A 13,436-nucleotide genomic window follows, 5' to 3' on the forward strand; every position below is an offset into this window, starting at 1 on the left:
GATGGCACGCATCGCTGGTGTAGACCTGCCGCGTGACAAGCGCGTGGTGATCGGCCTGACGTACATCTACGGCGTCGGCAAGTCGACGGCGAAGAAGATTCTGGCCGAGACCGGGATCGATGAAAATACCCGCGTGCGCGATCTGACGGAAGACGAAGTGAACCGTCTGCGCGAGAAGGTCGAAAGGCTGAAAGTGGAAGGCGATCTCCGCCGCGAAGTCGCGCTGAACATCAAGCGGCTCATCGACATCGGCTGCTATCGGGGCATTCGTCACCGCAAGGGGCTTCCGGTCCGGGGGCAACGGACGCGGACGAACGCGCGGACGCGCAAGGGACCGCGCCGCACGGTAGCGAACAAGAAGAAGTAATGAGGGGGGATACGTGAAATGGCCAGAGCAACCGCAACGAAGAAGACGACGCGCACGAAGCGCCGTGACCGGAAGAACATCGAAGCCGGCATCGCGCACATCCGTTCGACGTTCAACAATACGATCGTCACGATCACGGACCCGCACGGCAACGCCATCACCTGGGCGAGCGCGGGCAGCCTGGGCTTCAAGGGTTCCCGGAAGAGCACGCCGTATGCGGCCCAAATGGCGGCCGAAGCTGCGGCGAAGGCTGCGATGGAGCACGGCATGAAGACCGTTGAAGTCCTGGTCAAGGGACCGGGCGCGGGCCGTGAAGCGGCGATCCGTTCCCTGCAGGCCGCCGGGCTCGAAGTCAGCCTGATCAAGGACGTCACGCCGGTTCCGCACAACGGCTGCCGCCCGCCGAAACGTCGCCGCGTATAGCGCGCTCATCGCCTGTGGTATCAACGGATTGCAACTGGTGAATAATGGTTGTAACGGATTGGCATACTACATGGTTTTGAGCCGCGAGCGGTGCCGATCGGCCGTCCGGCCGATCGTGAGGTACGGCACGGAGCGACGTTGAAGGAGGGTTAAACCGTGATTGAGATCGAAAAGCCGAAAATCGAAATCGCAGAGATAAGCGAGGACGGCACCTACGGGCGGTTCGTGGTGGAGCCGCTGGAACGCGGCTACGGCACGACGCTCGGCAATTCGCTTCGCCGCATTCTGCTCTCATCTCTGCCCGGAGCGGCGGTTACGTCGGTCCAAATCGACGGCGTGCTTCACGAGTTCTCGACGATCCCGGGTGTGTACGAAGACGTCACCGAGATCATCCTGAACCTGAAGAAACTGTCGCTCAAGATCCATTCGGACGAGGAGAAAGTGCTGGAGATCGACGCGGAAGGCGAAGGCACGGTTACGGCCGGCGACATTCGCGCGGACAGCGATGTCGAGATACTCAACCCTGATCTTCACATAGCGACGCTCGCTTCCGGCGCACGGCTTCACATGCGCATTTTCGCCAATCGCGGCCGCGGCTATGTTCCTGCTGACCGCAACAAGAAAGAGGATCAGCCGATCGGCGTTCTGCCGGTGGACTCGCTCTACTCGCCGATTACCCGTGTCAACTACACGGTGGAGAATACGCGCGTCGGCCAGGTGACGAACTACGACAAGCTCACGCTCGAAGTGTGGACCGACGGCAGCATTCGTCCGGAGGAGGCGGTCAGCCTCGGCGCGAAAATCCTGAACTCGCACCTCGAGCTGTTCGTCAGCCTGACCGATGAGGCGAAGGACGCGGAGATCATGGTCGAGAAGGAAGAGGACAAGAAGGAGAAGGTCCTCGAGATGACGATCGAGGAGCTCGACCTGTCCGTCCGTTCCTACAACTGCCTGAAGCGCGCCGGCATCAACACGGTTCAGGAACTGATCATGAAGACCGAGGAGGACATGATGAAGGTCCGCAACCTCGGCCGCAAGTCGCTCGAGGAAGTGCAGGAAAAGCTCGCGGAACTCGGACTCAGCCTGCGGCAGGAAGATTGACGGCACCGGCAGCGGCAGCATACGCACCAAAAGGAGGGATAGCACGATGGGTTACCAGAAACTCGGGCGCGACTCGAGCGCGCGGAAGGCGCTTTTCCGCGATCTCGTGACCGATCTGATCCTGTACGAGCGCATCCAGACGACGGAAGCAAAGGCGAAGGAAGTCCGTTCGATCGTGGAGAAGCTCATCACGAAAGCAAAAAGAGGCGATCTGCACGCCCGTCGCCAGGCCGCGGCGTTTGTGCGGCGCGAGACGGTGAACGGCGAGCAGGATGCCCTTCAGAAGCTGTTCTCCGAGCTTGCCACCCGTTACGCTGAACGTGCGGGCGGATATACGCGGATCCTGAAGCTGGGTCCCCGCCGCGGGGATTCGGCGCCGATGGTCTACCTCGAACTGGTCGACAGGGTTTGAGGCGGAAGAGAAAGGGTGGCGGTGGCGCGCCGCCTTTTTTTCTTTTCGCGTCCGCGGGCCGGTGACGGCTGCGTTGCATGCGGCGGATGAGGCCCGTCCGGCGCCGGCGCGCGGCCGGTAACCGGGGCGGACGGCGCGCAATCGGGGCCGGGCCGGTGACGGAAGACGGACGGATTGACATTGGTGCGCACCGGTGTCTGCGGGTTCATCGCCTCCGCTTGCGCGCGCAGCCGGGACGGCTCTGCCGACGCCGGCCTGCGGGCTGCCGGCGGCAATCGTGGCGGGCCGCGTCGGCGGAGCGCCGGGAACACGCGGGAAAGCGGGGAGGAATGGTCTTGCAGGTGCGGAACATTGCGCTGATCGTCAGCTACGACGGCACGGCGTACCGGGGATTCCAGACGCAGCCGGGCGGCGGCACGATCCAGGACGAGCTGGAGCGGGCGATCCGCAGCCTGACCGGGGGCGACGAGCGGGTCGAAGGGTCCGGGCGGACGGACGCGGGCGTCCATGCGCTCGGCCAGGTCGTGAGCTTCCGGACGACGTCGCCGATTCCGATCGCGAAGTGGGCGCTCGCGCTGAACGGCCGCCTGCCGGACGACATCATCGTGCGCAGCGCGCACGAGATGCCGGAAGAGTTCCACGCCCGCTATTCGGCCATCCGGAAAACATACCGATATTCGATCACGAACGGGAAATATCCGGATATCTTCACCGCGCGCTACCGCTATCATCATTACCGGCCGCTCGACGAGGACGCGATGCGGGACGCGCTGAAATTCCTCATCGGCGAGCACGACTTTACGGCGTTCAGCTCGGCGGGCGCGCCCCGCAAGTCGAACGTGCGCACGATCTACGAGGCCCGACTGGAGCGGGAAGGAAACGATCTGCATCTCTATCTGACGGGCAGCGGCTTTCTCTACAACATGGTGCGGATCATCGCGGGCACGCTGATCGAAATCGGGGAAGGCAAGAAGGCGCCCGGCCATATCCCGGCCATTCTGGAGACGAAAGACCGGAATATGGCCGGTCCGAAGGCGCCGGCGAAGGGCCTTGCGCTGTGGCGGGTCGAATATCCGCCGGCCTACGAGTCGATTCTGGCCGTCGATCCCGCCGATGCACGATAGGCCTTGCAGATCAAGACATCCTGTAGTAGAATATAACTTGTGCTTTCTTGGTGGCTTTCCCACGGCCCCGGCCAGGAAAGTACGTTTGTTTTCGCATGTTCTTGACAAGGCAATGTACAAGAATCGCACGCACCGTGTCCGCGGGAGCGTTCCCGAAGACCGATCGCCCTTGATCGGTACGCCCCGCGGCGTTGACACGAACCGACACGAAGCACGGGATCCGACGAAAGCGCGACTGCAACGCGACCTGATTGGATAGACGGCAACGGGCGCCCGCGGGGGCGCGAAGCAATCGGAGGAGGACAACGAAATGCGTACTACGTACATGGCCAAGCCGAACGAAGTCGAACGCAAATGGTACGTCATCGACGCGGCGGGCCAGACGCTCGGCCGTCTGGCGAGCCAAGCGGCCGCGCTGCTCCGCGGCAAGCACAAGCCGCAATTCACGCCGCACGTGGATACGGGCGACTTCGTCATCATCGTGAATGCGGACAAGGTGCAGCTGACCGGCAAAAAGCTGCAGAAGAAGAAGTATTATCGCCATTCGGGTTATCCCGGCGGACTGAAAGTGACGACGGCGGGCGACATGCTGAAGAACAATCCGGTCCGCATGGTTGAACTGGCCGTTCACGGCATGCTGCCGAAGAACCGGCTGGGCGAGCGGCTCAAGCTGAAGCTGAAGGTGTATGCGGGCCCGGATCATCCGCATCAGGCGCAGAATCCGCAAGTCTACGAACTGAAGGGTTAATCCTTAAGGGAGGACATGGTTCATGGCTCAAGTGCAATATTACGGAACCGGCCGCCGCAAGACGTCGACAGCGCGGGTCCGCCTCGTCCCGGGTGAAGGCCGCATCATCATCAACAAGCGCGACATCGATGATTACTTTGGCCTCGAGACGCTGAAGCTCATCGTCAAGCAGCCGCTGGTGCTGACCGATACGCTGAACAAATACGATGTCATCGTCATCGCGAACGGCGGCGGATTCTCCGGACAAGCCGGCGCCATCCGCCACGGCATCGCCCGCGCGCTGCTGAAGGTCGATCCGGAATTCCGTCCGGTGCTGAAGCGCGCAGGCTTCCTGACGCGCGACCCGAGAATGAAAGAACGGAAGAAATACGGACTCAAGGCGGCACGCCGCGCTCCGCAATTCTCGAAGCGCTGACCGTCCGCCGATCGAGGCAAGCCTTTCCGGCATCCCGGAGAGGCTTTGTTTTTTTGCCGCCGGCAAAAGGGTTCGACGCAAGTGTTGTGGTTTTGGGCCCGGCGTCGTATACTAGAAAACATAGAAAACAGCTAGGAATGCTGAGTGGAGGGGAGAACGGACGCATGAATCTGCTGGAGAAGGAAGCGCTGATCGCCGAGAAGGCGGTGAGCCTGGAGAGCGAATCGCCGGAGGCGGTGCTGAAGTTCGCCGTCGAGACGTTCCCGAACATCGCGTTCGCGTGCAGCTTCGGAGCGGAAGATGTCGTCATCCTCGATATGTTGCAGAAGATCCGCCCGGAGACCGACGTGTTCTATCTGGACACGGATTTCCACTTCAAGGAAACCTATGAGACGCGCGACCGCCTGGAGCAGAAATACGGCAAGAAGTTCATTCAGGTGAAGCCGGATCTCACGCCGGAGGAGCAGGCGGCGCAATACGGGGAAGCGCTGTGGAAGTCGGACCCGAATCGGTGCTGCAACCTGCGCAAGGTGGAGCCGCTTGCGAAATTCCTTGCGAAATACGACGCCTGGATCACCGGCATCCGCCGCGAACAGGCGCCGACCCGCGCGAATGCGAAGAAGATCGAATACGATGCGAAATTCGGCCTCGTGAAGTTCAACCCGCTCGCGAGCTGGACATGGGACGACGTCTGGCACTACATCCGTGCGAACGACGTCATTTACAATCCGCTGCACGACCGGAACTATCCGAGCATCGGCTGCGAGCACTGCACGCGTCCGGTCAAGCCGGGCGAAGATCTGCGCGCAGGCCGCTGGTCCGGCACGGGCAAGATCGAATGCGGGCTGCACATGCAATGAGGAGGCCGGTGCATTCCATGAGGCCGCAAGGATTCCGCCGCAGACGTGCGAAAGCCGATGCGTGCAAGAGCCGGCAATCGCCCGGCCGGGCGGGACGACAGCGCACTCCGGAGCGGCAGCCGGACGGCCGGAGCGCTCCGGCAACAAGCAGGCAGGGAGGAACCGATTGTGAGCATCGAACCACATGGCGGCACATTGATCAACCGCATCGCGGACGCAGGCGAGCGCGAAGCGCTGCTTGCCGAAGCGGAGAAGCTTCCGGTCATACCGGTGAACGCCTGGACGATCTCCGATCTCGATCTGATCGGCGTGGGCGCGTTCTCGCCGCTCACGGGTTTCATGACGCAGGAAGATTATGAGAGCGTCGTGGAGAACATGCGCCTCTCGAACGGCCTGGTCTGGAGCCTTCCGATCACGCTGGCGGTGGAGCCCGGGCTCGCCGCGAAGCTCGGCAAGGGCGTCCGCGCGGCGCTCAAGGGCGAAGACGGCGTGATCTACGGCATCATTGATATCGAGAGCATCTACACCGTCGATCAGCGGCGTGAGGCCGTGAAAGTGTTCAAGACCGACGACACGGCCCATCCGGGCGTCGCGAAGCTGTTCGAACGGCCGAATACTTACGTCGGCGGCCCGGTCAAGGTGCTGAACCGGCCGAAGCCGGAGAGGTTCGCGGAGTACTATTTCGACCCGGCGGAGACGCGGCGCATCTTCGCCGAGCGGGGCTGGAAGACGGTCGTCGGCTTCCAGACGCGCAACCCGGTACACCGCGCGCACGAGTATATCCAGAAATGCGCGATGGAGATCGTCGACGCGCTGTTCCTCAACCCGCTTGTCGGCGAGACGAAGTCGGACGACGTGCCGGCCGAGGTGCGGATGAAGAGCTATCTCGCGCTGCTCGAGCATTATTATCCGAAGGACCGCGTTTTCCTCGGCGTCTTCCCGGCCGCGATGCGCTACGCCGGCCCGCGGGAAGCGGTCTTCCACGCGATCGTGCGCAAGAATTACGGCTGCACCCACTTCATCGTCGGCCGCGACCATGCCGGCGTGGGCGATTACTACGGCACGTACGAGGCGCAGGAGCTGCTGAGGACGTTCAAGCCCGAGGAGCTGGGCATCACGCCGCTCTATTTTGAACACAGCTTCTATTGCAGGAAGTGCGCCGGCATGGCGTCGCCGAAGACCTGCCCGCACGGCAGGGAGGATCACGTGGCGCTGTCCGGCACGAAGGTGCGCGAGATGCTGCGGAACGGCATCTGCCCGCCGCCGGAATTTTCGCGTCCGGAAGTCGCGCGCATTCTGATCGAGGGCATGGCCGTGCAGGCGGCGCAGTCCTGACTCCACTTGGCATGGCTTGTTCATAAAAGACCGCCCCGTCCCATATAGTGTATGGACGCCGGGTCCGTCCCCGCGGCGGGTCCGGCCGGACATGCGCTGCTCAGGGACTGGGGTGGTTTTCTTTATGATGCGGCGCTCGAGAAGACGGATCGTCATCTGGATCACCCGGCGGAGCGCGCTGCGCCTCGCGGCCGGCGCGGCCTGCGCGCTGCTCGTCCTCCTCCTGCTCCTGCGGGACATCCCCGCATCATACACGTGGACGTATTGGACGCTGCCGCTCTCGGGCAAGACGATCGTCGTCGACGCGGGCCACGGCGGCGTGGACGGCGGCGCGGTCAGCAGGCAGGGCGCGGTGGAGAAGGATCTCAACCTGGCGATCGCGCTGTACCTGCGCGACTATCTGCAGGAGGCGGGAGCGCTCGTCATCATGACGCGCGAGGACGACCGGGATCTGGCCGACGCGGGGACGCGCGGGTTCAGCCGGCGCAAGACGGAGGATCTGCTGCGGCGGGTCGAGCTGATCCGCCGGGAGAAGCCGGACCTCGTCGTCAGCATCCACATGAACAGCATCCCGTCGCCGCGATGGTCGGGCGCGCAGACGTTCTATTATCCGAATCATCCCGACAACGCCGAGCTTGCCGCCCTGATCCAGGATGAGATCCGGCGCAATCTCGGGAACACGAACCGGGTTGCCGGCAAGGTGAACGACGTGTTCCTGCTGAAGGCGATCGAAGACATTCCGAGCGTGCTCGTCGAGGTCGGCTTCCTCTCGAATCCGCAGGAGGCCGGCCGGCTCGCGGATCCCGAATATCAGCGGGCGGCGGCGGCCTGCATCTATCAGGGCATCCTGCGCTATGTCTCCGGAGAGCGGATCGGACGGCGGACGGGAGCGGGATTCTGAAGCACCGGGCGCGATGTGGTATAATGGTGTGCGGTTTGGATCAAAATCCCGTGCGATGCGGATTTTCGTACGGGTTGCGGGGGTACGGCTTCCATGTTGACACGTGAACAGGTGATCGAAGCGGCCGGTCGGGTGAAGCGGCCGGGAGACGGCGAAGGAAAGGGCGTCGCGGTCCGCGATGTGGTCGTGAAGGATCGCCGGGTGTGGCTGACGGTCCTCACGCCGGACGGCGGGAAGGACGCTTCGCTCGAAGCGGCGCTGCGCGAGGCGCTTGCCGCGATCGGCGCGGAGTCCGTGCACGTGCGGTTCGCGGCCGAAAGCGGCGGAGGCGCAGGCGGCGGACAGAGCGGGACGCCCGGCGCCGCGCAGCCGTCCGCCGGAGCGGGCCAGGTGCGGGGCCACGGCACCGGTTTGGAGCATCATCCGCTGCTCCGTCCGGACAGCGGCGTGGTCTTCATTGCCGTCGCGAGTGGCAAAGGCGGCGTCGGCAAGTCGACGGTGACCGTCAATCTGGCGGTCGCCCTCGCGCGGCTCGGCAAGCGCGTCGGCATCATCGACGCCGACATCTACGGCTTCAGCGTGCCGGACATGATGGGTATCGAGGAGCGGCCGGTCATCGAGCATGAACGCGTTTTGCCGGTCGAGCGGTTCGGCGTCAAGGTCATGTCGATGGGCTTCTTCGTCGAGGACAACAGCCCGGTCATCTGGCGCGGGCCGATGCTCGGCCGGATGCTGCGCAACTTCTTCGCCGACGTCGAATGGGGCGAGCTCGACTACATGCTGCTCGACCTGCCGCCGGGAACCGGCGACATCGCGCTCGACGTCCACCAGATGATCCCGCAGAGCAAGGAGATCCTCGTGACGACGCCGCACGCCACCGCCGCGTTCGTCGCGGCGCGCGCCGGCGCGATGGCCGTCAAGACCCGGCACGAGATTCTCGGCGTCATCGAGAACATGTCGTACTATGTCTGTCCGTCGTGCGGCGGCCGGCAGTACGTGTTCGGCCGGGGCGGAGGCGCCCGGCTGGCCGAGACGCTGCATACGGACCTGCTCGCGCAGATTCCGCTCGGGGCGCCGGACAACCATCCGTCCGAGCCGGATTTCTCGCCGTCCGTGTACAAGGCGGACACGGAGACCGGCCGGCTCTACGAGGAAGCCGCCCGCGCGATCATCGCGAAGTGCGGCAAATGAACGAGCGGCGCGGCCGGACGAAGCCGGTCTGCCGATCGGCGTTCCGCAGCGGGAGCCCGATGCGCATTCCGTATGTCCGCAAGGAAAAACAAGCGGCCGGACAAGCATCCGGTATGCCCGTGAGGGAACCGGACGCATCATCCCGCAGACCGCGCAGGCAAAAGAAAGCGGAGGGCGCCTTCGTCAGCTGCCCTCCGAGTCGCCTTCGTTTTCCGTCGTTTCTTCCGATTCGCTCTCATCCATTCCGCTTTCCTCGCCGCCCTGTTCGCCGTCTTGTTCATATTCCTGTTCCTGTTTCTCCTGGTCCTGCTTTTTTCGATGGTTGTTGGGGTTGAGTTCTTCCCGCACGGCCTGACGAAGCAATTCGTAGATCTGCAGCTTGATCATCGGGCTCTGGAACGATTCCTGCATGATCGTCACGATCCGCTTGCGATAGTTCGCGCTGTTCAGGGCTTCGAGGATGACCTGCTCCATCTCCGGTCCCTTGAACACGGAGACCAGGTCCTGCTGATAGGACGGATCCTTGAGCAGTTCCTTGTGGATCTTTTTGTTCTCCTTGTTGACGGCCTTCGCGAACTCGCCGGCGAAACGGACGTCCGTCATGATTTCCTCGAGCAGGGGCTTCGCATCCTCGGACAGCAGCACTTCCTTGATCGCCAGCTTGATCGTTTCACGGTCGGTCGCCGAGAGCGCCTGGAACCCGCCGATGCCGCTGATGCGCGACTGTTCCTGCAGCGCCTTCTGGGCGTCTTCCGTTTTCAGGATGTCAAGGACCATCTGTTTCATGTCACGGTATTCAATGGTCTGGCCACCGCCGCCGGAAGGCTCCGCTCCGCAGCCGACCACGGCCGCCGTCAGACAGGACAGCGCGAGGGCCGACATCAGCAGCCGCGTACGCATAGGCCACGACTCCCTTCGCATGGGTACAGTCTCTGTGGGAATATTGTGTGACGCCGTCTGCGGCATTATCCTGTCGATTTCGCTCCGGACATGGTAAAATGAATGGAAGCAGAGGAGGCTTTCGCGCATGACACTGAGAAAATGGTTTTTCCTGTTCTGGAGCTGCATGGCGGTCGGAGGTGCGGTCGCCGTGGCGGCGGGGCTGGTCATGCAGTGGACGGATCCCGACTTCGGTTTTCTCGGGATCGGGGCATCCGGATTCAACGCCTGGATGATGCTGCTGAGCGGCTTGCTCATCGGTGTGTTCAGTCAGATGGGGTTCTTCGCGTATCTCACGCTCAACTACATCGCGCTCGGCATTTTCCGGAAGGCCTATCTGTGGAATACGCTGCAAGCCTACACGACGGCGTTCATGATCCTCCTGTTCGGCTACCTGCTGTATGAGCGGCGGGCGGATCTCGGGAATGTCCTGTTCTGGCTGCTGCCGCTGCTCCTGGCGGCTGGCGCCTGGGCGGTCGGCGTCGTCAAGGTGAGGATGACGAACCGGTCGGCGCTCATCCCGACGTTGTTTCTGATGGTCGCCGGCACGGTGCTCGAGGCCTGGCCGGGCCTGAACGCCGAAAACGGCGGGGCGTCGTCCGTCATCTTCATGCTGCTTCCGCTCTTTGCCTGCAACGCGTACCAGATCCTGATGCTGCACCGGCTCGTGAAGCCGGAAGGGACCGGATCCGCGCACAGCGCGAATCCGGCCTCCTGACGCGCGCTACATTTCCATCGGGAGACGGAGTTCGGACGAGGCGGCGCCGGACCGGTCGCGCACCGGTTTTCCCTGCACCTCGGCCCGGGAGAGCAGCCGGGAGACGGAGACGAATTCGTATCCCTTCTCGCGGAGCTGGTCGATGATGACCGGCAGCGCTTCGTGCGTCTGTTTGCTGGAATCGCTGGCGTGCATCAGGATGATGTCGCCGGGGTGGGCGCGCGAGACGACGCGGCGGATGATTTTGTCCGTGCCGATGTTCATCCAGTCGAGCGAGTCGGTGTCCCACTGGATCACCGTGTAGCCGAGCTCGTTGGCGATCCGCAGCACCCGCTTGTCAAAATCGCCGTTCGGGAGGCGGATCAGCGTCGGCCGTTTGCCGGTGAGCGAGGCGAGGATCGATTCGGCGGTCCGGATCTGGCTGCGGATCTCGTCGTCGCTCATTTTCGTATAAAAGTCGTGCTTGTGTCCGTGGCTGCCGATCTCGTATCCGGCGTCCATGATCTTCTTCACGATCTCGGGATGGGACTGCGCCCAGGGAGAGGACAGGAAAAAGGTCGCTTCCTTGACGCCCTTCTCCTTCAGGATATCGATGATCGGGCCGGCGCGCTTGTCCCCCCAGCTGATGTCGAACGTGAGGGCGACGATCTTCTCGTCCGTCGGCACGCTGTAGACCGCGGCGGGCATCTGCGGCGCAAAGACGGTGATATGCTCCTTCTCGTTGTAAATGACACCGGCGGCCAGCAGCAGGCCCACGGCGGCCAGCAGATATCGCTTGAGCTTGCGTCCGTTCACCACATAGAACACGTTCCATCTCCTCCCGCGGTCGGATTGCAAGCCGGACAAAGCAGGCTTGGCCTCTGTTGGTACAATCTATGCCCGTCCGACGAAGTTATTCGTCCGCATGCGACGGACGGGCGGAGGGGAGGACCCATGTTCAATCTGCGAGCGAATCTGGATTACCTCGCCCGCATGAAGCCGTATCTCATCATGTCGGCCATGCTGTTTTTCGCGGGCGTCATCGTCGGAGGCACGAACGAGTCGCTGCACCGGTTCCTGCACGGGCAGCTGGCCGCGCTTGCGGAATTCGGCGATCTGGCGCAGTCGGCGGAGAATCCCGGACTCGCCTTCTTCCTGATCATCTTTCTCAACAATGTGATCAAGTCCGCGCTCGTCATTTACATGGGGGCGCTGCTCGGCATTTTCCCGGTGTTCTTCCTCGTCGTGAACGGCATGATCCTCGGCTATCTCTACCAATTCATCGGCGAGCAGGGTGAGAACGCCGCGCTCCTCTTCCTGAAGGGCGTGCTGCCGCACGGCATCATCGAGATTCCGGCCGTGCTGCTAGCGGGAGCCTTCGGCCTGAAGTTCGGTTCCCTCGTGTTCCGATCGATCGCTTCGATCTTCAGGGGGCGGCGCGGACTGGCCGACGAATTCGAGGCGTTCGTCATCCGATCGGTGCCGGCGCTGCTCGTCATCGTCCTTGCGCTGATGGTGGCGGCCGTCATCGAGAGCACGTTGACGGTCTGGCTCATCACGCTGTAGTCTCCGATTGGTCTCGGAAGGAACGTCCGTCGGCGGCATCCGGCTGAAAATCCGTTCCGGCAACGGTAATATTTTGATGCGAGTCTGCGCATAACAGTTACAAGCGGCGCATCGGCGCCGCTTACACGGCGCCGCCCGGGGCCGGTCATGCGCCCGAAGGGCGGCCGTTCTGCAGGAGGAGGACGTTCATGCTCGGCATGCTGCTGACGGACAAGGAATGCAAGGAACTGGATTACATGCTCCGCAAGGAGCTGGACGAGATGCTGCTCGATCTGCAGGACACGCGCCTGGATCCCGAGGTCCGGGAGTCCATCGTGCAGCGGTACCGCGTCATCTTCCGCATGTACGCCCGGTTCGCGTCTCCGAAGGAATTGTCCCGATATGTCCTGAACATCCGCAAGGATTCGTGAGCGTCCGCGGCCTGTGCCGGCATGGACATGCGCGCCCGCAAGACGGCCGGGAGTCCGGACCGGGCGCATACCGGAACCGGTCCGGGGCGAACGGCGGAACGGGCTCCCGGGAGGGAGTTCTTTTCATTAAATAAAAAAGTTTCTTGGCCGGGCGGGGCTGCATGTTCGTGCTCCCCGCGGCCGTGCCGTCGATGTCGGCGCGAGGCTTCCCGGCCGATCTCCAGGCTCGCGATCGTCCGGCAAATCCGGCAAACAAAGCCTCTTGACTGGCGCGCGGGGGCTGTGGTAAATTAACTATCCGGTCGGGTTAAGCGGCCAGCGGATGGCGGCGAACGACCCGGCGGCAGTTCGCGGAATACGGCAACGGAACATGGGGAAACAAAAAACATGTTGCAAAACCCCGTCGAACTGTGGTATAATAAAAAAGTCGCTGCCTGAAAGGGTGGCGGGTTGAGGAAGATTGCTCTTTGAAAACTGAACACGAGCTTGAGTTGCCCGTCGACCTGAGGGTAAGACCCTGAGGGTGACGAAACCGGAGCGCGCAAGCTTCTATGGAGAGTTTGATCCTGGCTCAGGACGAACGCTGGCGGCGTGCCTAATACATGCAAGTCGAGCGGAGTTCCCGTGACGGAAGCCTTCGGGTGGAAGACGCGGGGACTTAGCGGCGGACGGGTGAGTAACACGTGGGCAACCTGCCCGGAAGACCGGGATAACATCCGGAAACGGATGCTAATACCGGATAGGCGGTCTTCTCGCATGAGGGGATCGGGAAAGGCGGGGCAACCTGCCACTTCCGGATGGGCCTGCGGCGCATTAGCTAGTTGGCGGGGTAACGGCCCACCAAGGCGACGATGCGTAGCCGACCTGAGAGGGTGACCGGCCACACTGGGACTGAGACACGGCCCAGACTCCTACGGGAGGCAGCAGTAGGGAATCTTCCGCAATGG

General features: G+C 62.9%; 16 protein-coding genes and 1 rRNA gene. 15 read left to right on the forward strand and 2 right to left on the reverse strand.

Features of this window, described 5'->3' with window-relative positions:
- Position 1 precedes the first annotated feature (1 nt).
- The 11 genes from rpsM (at position 2) to A9Z00_RS11010 (ending at position 8,877) form a co-directional block, all read left to right on the forward strand.
- Positions 2–367 carry a 30S ribosomal protein S13 gene (gene rpsM / locus A9Z00_RS10960; RefSeq protein ID WP_296977098.1) on the forward strand — a complete coding sequence of 122 codons (366 nt, stop codon included), beginning with the start codon at positions 2–4 and terminating at the stop codon, positions 365–367.
- 18 nt (positions 368–385) lie between these two features.
- Positions 386–790, forward strand: a complete 405-nt coding sequence (rpsK, locus tag A9Z00_RS10965) for a 30S ribosomal protein S11 (RefSeq protein ID WP_296977101.1) — start codon at positions 386–388, stop codon at positions 788–790.
- A gap of 156 nt (positions 791–946) precedes the next feature.
- A complete protein-coding gene (locus tag A9Z00_RS10970; protein ID WP_296977104.1) occupies positions 947–1,891 on the forward strand; it encodes a DNA-directed RNA polymerase subunit alpha in 945 nt (314 codons plus the stop codon).
- A 46-nt stretch (positions 1,892–1,937) separates the two neighbouring features.
- Complete coding sequence (gene rplQ / locus A9Z00_RS10975; RefSeq protein ID WP_296977106.1) at positions 1,938–2,303, forward strand: 50S ribosomal protein L17; 366 nt, start codon at positions 1,938–1,940, stop codon at positions 2,301–2,303.
- 341 nt (positions 2,304–2,644) lie between these two features.
- Positions 2,645–3,427, forward strand: a complete 783-nt coding sequence (truA, locus tag A9Z00_RS10980) for a tRNA pseudouridine(38-40) synthase TruA (RefSeq protein WP_296977154.1) — start codon at positions 2,645–2,647, stop codon at positions 3,425–3,427.
- 310 nt (positions 3,428–3,737) lie between these two features.
- Complete coding sequence (rplM, locus tag A9Z00_RS10985) at positions 3,738–4,175, forward strand: 50S ribosomal protein L13 (protein ID WP_296977108.1); 438 nt, start codon at positions 3,738–3,740, stop codon at positions 4,173–4,175.
- Positions 4,176–4,197: 22 nt separating this feature from the next.
- Complete coding sequence (gene rpsI, locus A9Z00_RS10990) at positions 4,198–4,590, forward strand: 30S ribosomal protein S9 (RefSeq protein WP_296977110.1); 393 nt, start codon at positions 4,198–4,200, stop codon at positions 4,588–4,590.
- Between the two features lie 164 nt (positions 4,591–4,754).
- Positions 4,755–5,450, forward strand: a complete 696-nt coding sequence (locus A9Z00_RS10995; protein ID WP_296977111.1) for a phosphoadenylyl-sulfate reductase — start codon at positions 4,755–4,757, stop codon at positions 5,448–5,450.
- A 165-nt stretch (positions 5,451–5,615) separates the two neighbouring features.
- A complete protein-coding gene (gene sat / locus A9Z00_RS11000) occupies positions 5,616–6,785 on the forward strand; it encodes a sulfate adenylyltransferase (RefSeq protein ID WP_296977156.1) in 1,170 nt (389 codons plus the stop codon).
- A 127-nt stretch (positions 6,786–6,912) separates the two neighbouring features.
- Positions 6,913–7,686 (forward strand): N-acetylmuramoyl-L-alanine amidase CwlD, encoded by a 774-nt coding sequence (gene cwlD / locus A9Z00_RS11005; RefSeq protein ID WP_483316295.1) that lies wholly within the window; start codon positions 6,913–6,915, stop codon positions 7,684–7,686.
- A 93-nt stretch (positions 7,687–7,779) separates the two neighbouring features.
- A complete protein-coding gene (locus tag A9Z00_RS11010; protein WP_296977117.1) occupies positions 7,780–8,877 on the forward strand; it encodes an Mrp/NBP35 family ATP-binding protein in 1,098 nt (365 codons plus the stop codon).
- 183 nt (positions 8,878–9,060) lie between these two features.
- On the opposite strand, the gene gerD is transcribed toward A9Z00_RS11010, so the two are convergent.
- A complete protein-coding gene (gene gerD, locus A9Z00_RS11015) occupies positions 9,061–9,777 on the reverse strand; it encodes a spore germination lipoprotein GerD (RefSeq protein WP_296977120.1) in 717 nt (238 codons plus the stop codon).
- A 127-nt stretch (positions 9,778–9,904) separates the two neighbouring features.
- Between gerD and A9Z00_RS11020 the strand changes: the two genes are divergently transcribed.
- The gene (locus tag A9Z00_RS11020; protein ID WP_296977122.1) at positions 9,905–10,534 is read left to right on the forward strand and encodes a KinB-signaling pathway activation protein; all 630 of its coding nucleotides are present in this window, start codon (positions 9,905–9,907) and stop codon (positions 10,532–10,534) included.
- Between the two features lie 6 nt (positions 10,535–10,540).
- On the opposite strand, the gene pdaB is transcribed toward A9Z00_RS11020, so the two are convergent.
- Positions 10,541–11,341 carry a polysaccharide deacetylase family sporulation protein PdaB gene (gene pdaB / locus A9Z00_RS11025; protein ID WP_296977125.1) on the reverse strand — a complete coding sequence of 267 codons (801 nt, stop codon included), beginning with the start codon at positions 11,339–11,341 and terminating at the stop codon, positions 10,541–10,543.
- Positions 11,342–11,467: 126 nt separating this feature from the next.
- Here pdaB and A9Z00_RS11030 point away from each other — a divergent pair, with 126 nt between their 5' ends.
- The 3 genes from A9Z00_RS11030 to A9Z00_RS11040 form a co-directional block, all read left to right on the forward strand.
- Complete coding sequence (locus A9Z00_RS11030; protein ID WP_296977128.1) at positions 11,468–12,079, forward strand: stage II sporulation protein M; 612 nt, start codon at positions 11,468–11,470, stop codon at positions 12,077–12,079.
- Between the two features lie 188 nt (positions 12,080–12,267).
- Entirely contained in the window at positions 12,268–12,489 is a 222-nt protein-coding gene (locus tag A9Z00_RS11035; RefSeq protein ID WP_296977131.1) for a hypothetical protein, read from the forward strand.
- Between the two features lie 548 nt (positions 12,490–13,037).
- Positions 13,038–13,436 (forward strand): 16S ribosomal RNA (locus A9Z00_RS11040); the annotation flags it as partial.

The sequence above is a fragment of the Thermobacillus sp. ZCTH02-B1 genome (assembly GCF_002159085.1).
Lineage (GTDB): Bacteria > Bacillota > Bacilli > Paenibacillales > Paenibacillaceae > Thermobacillus.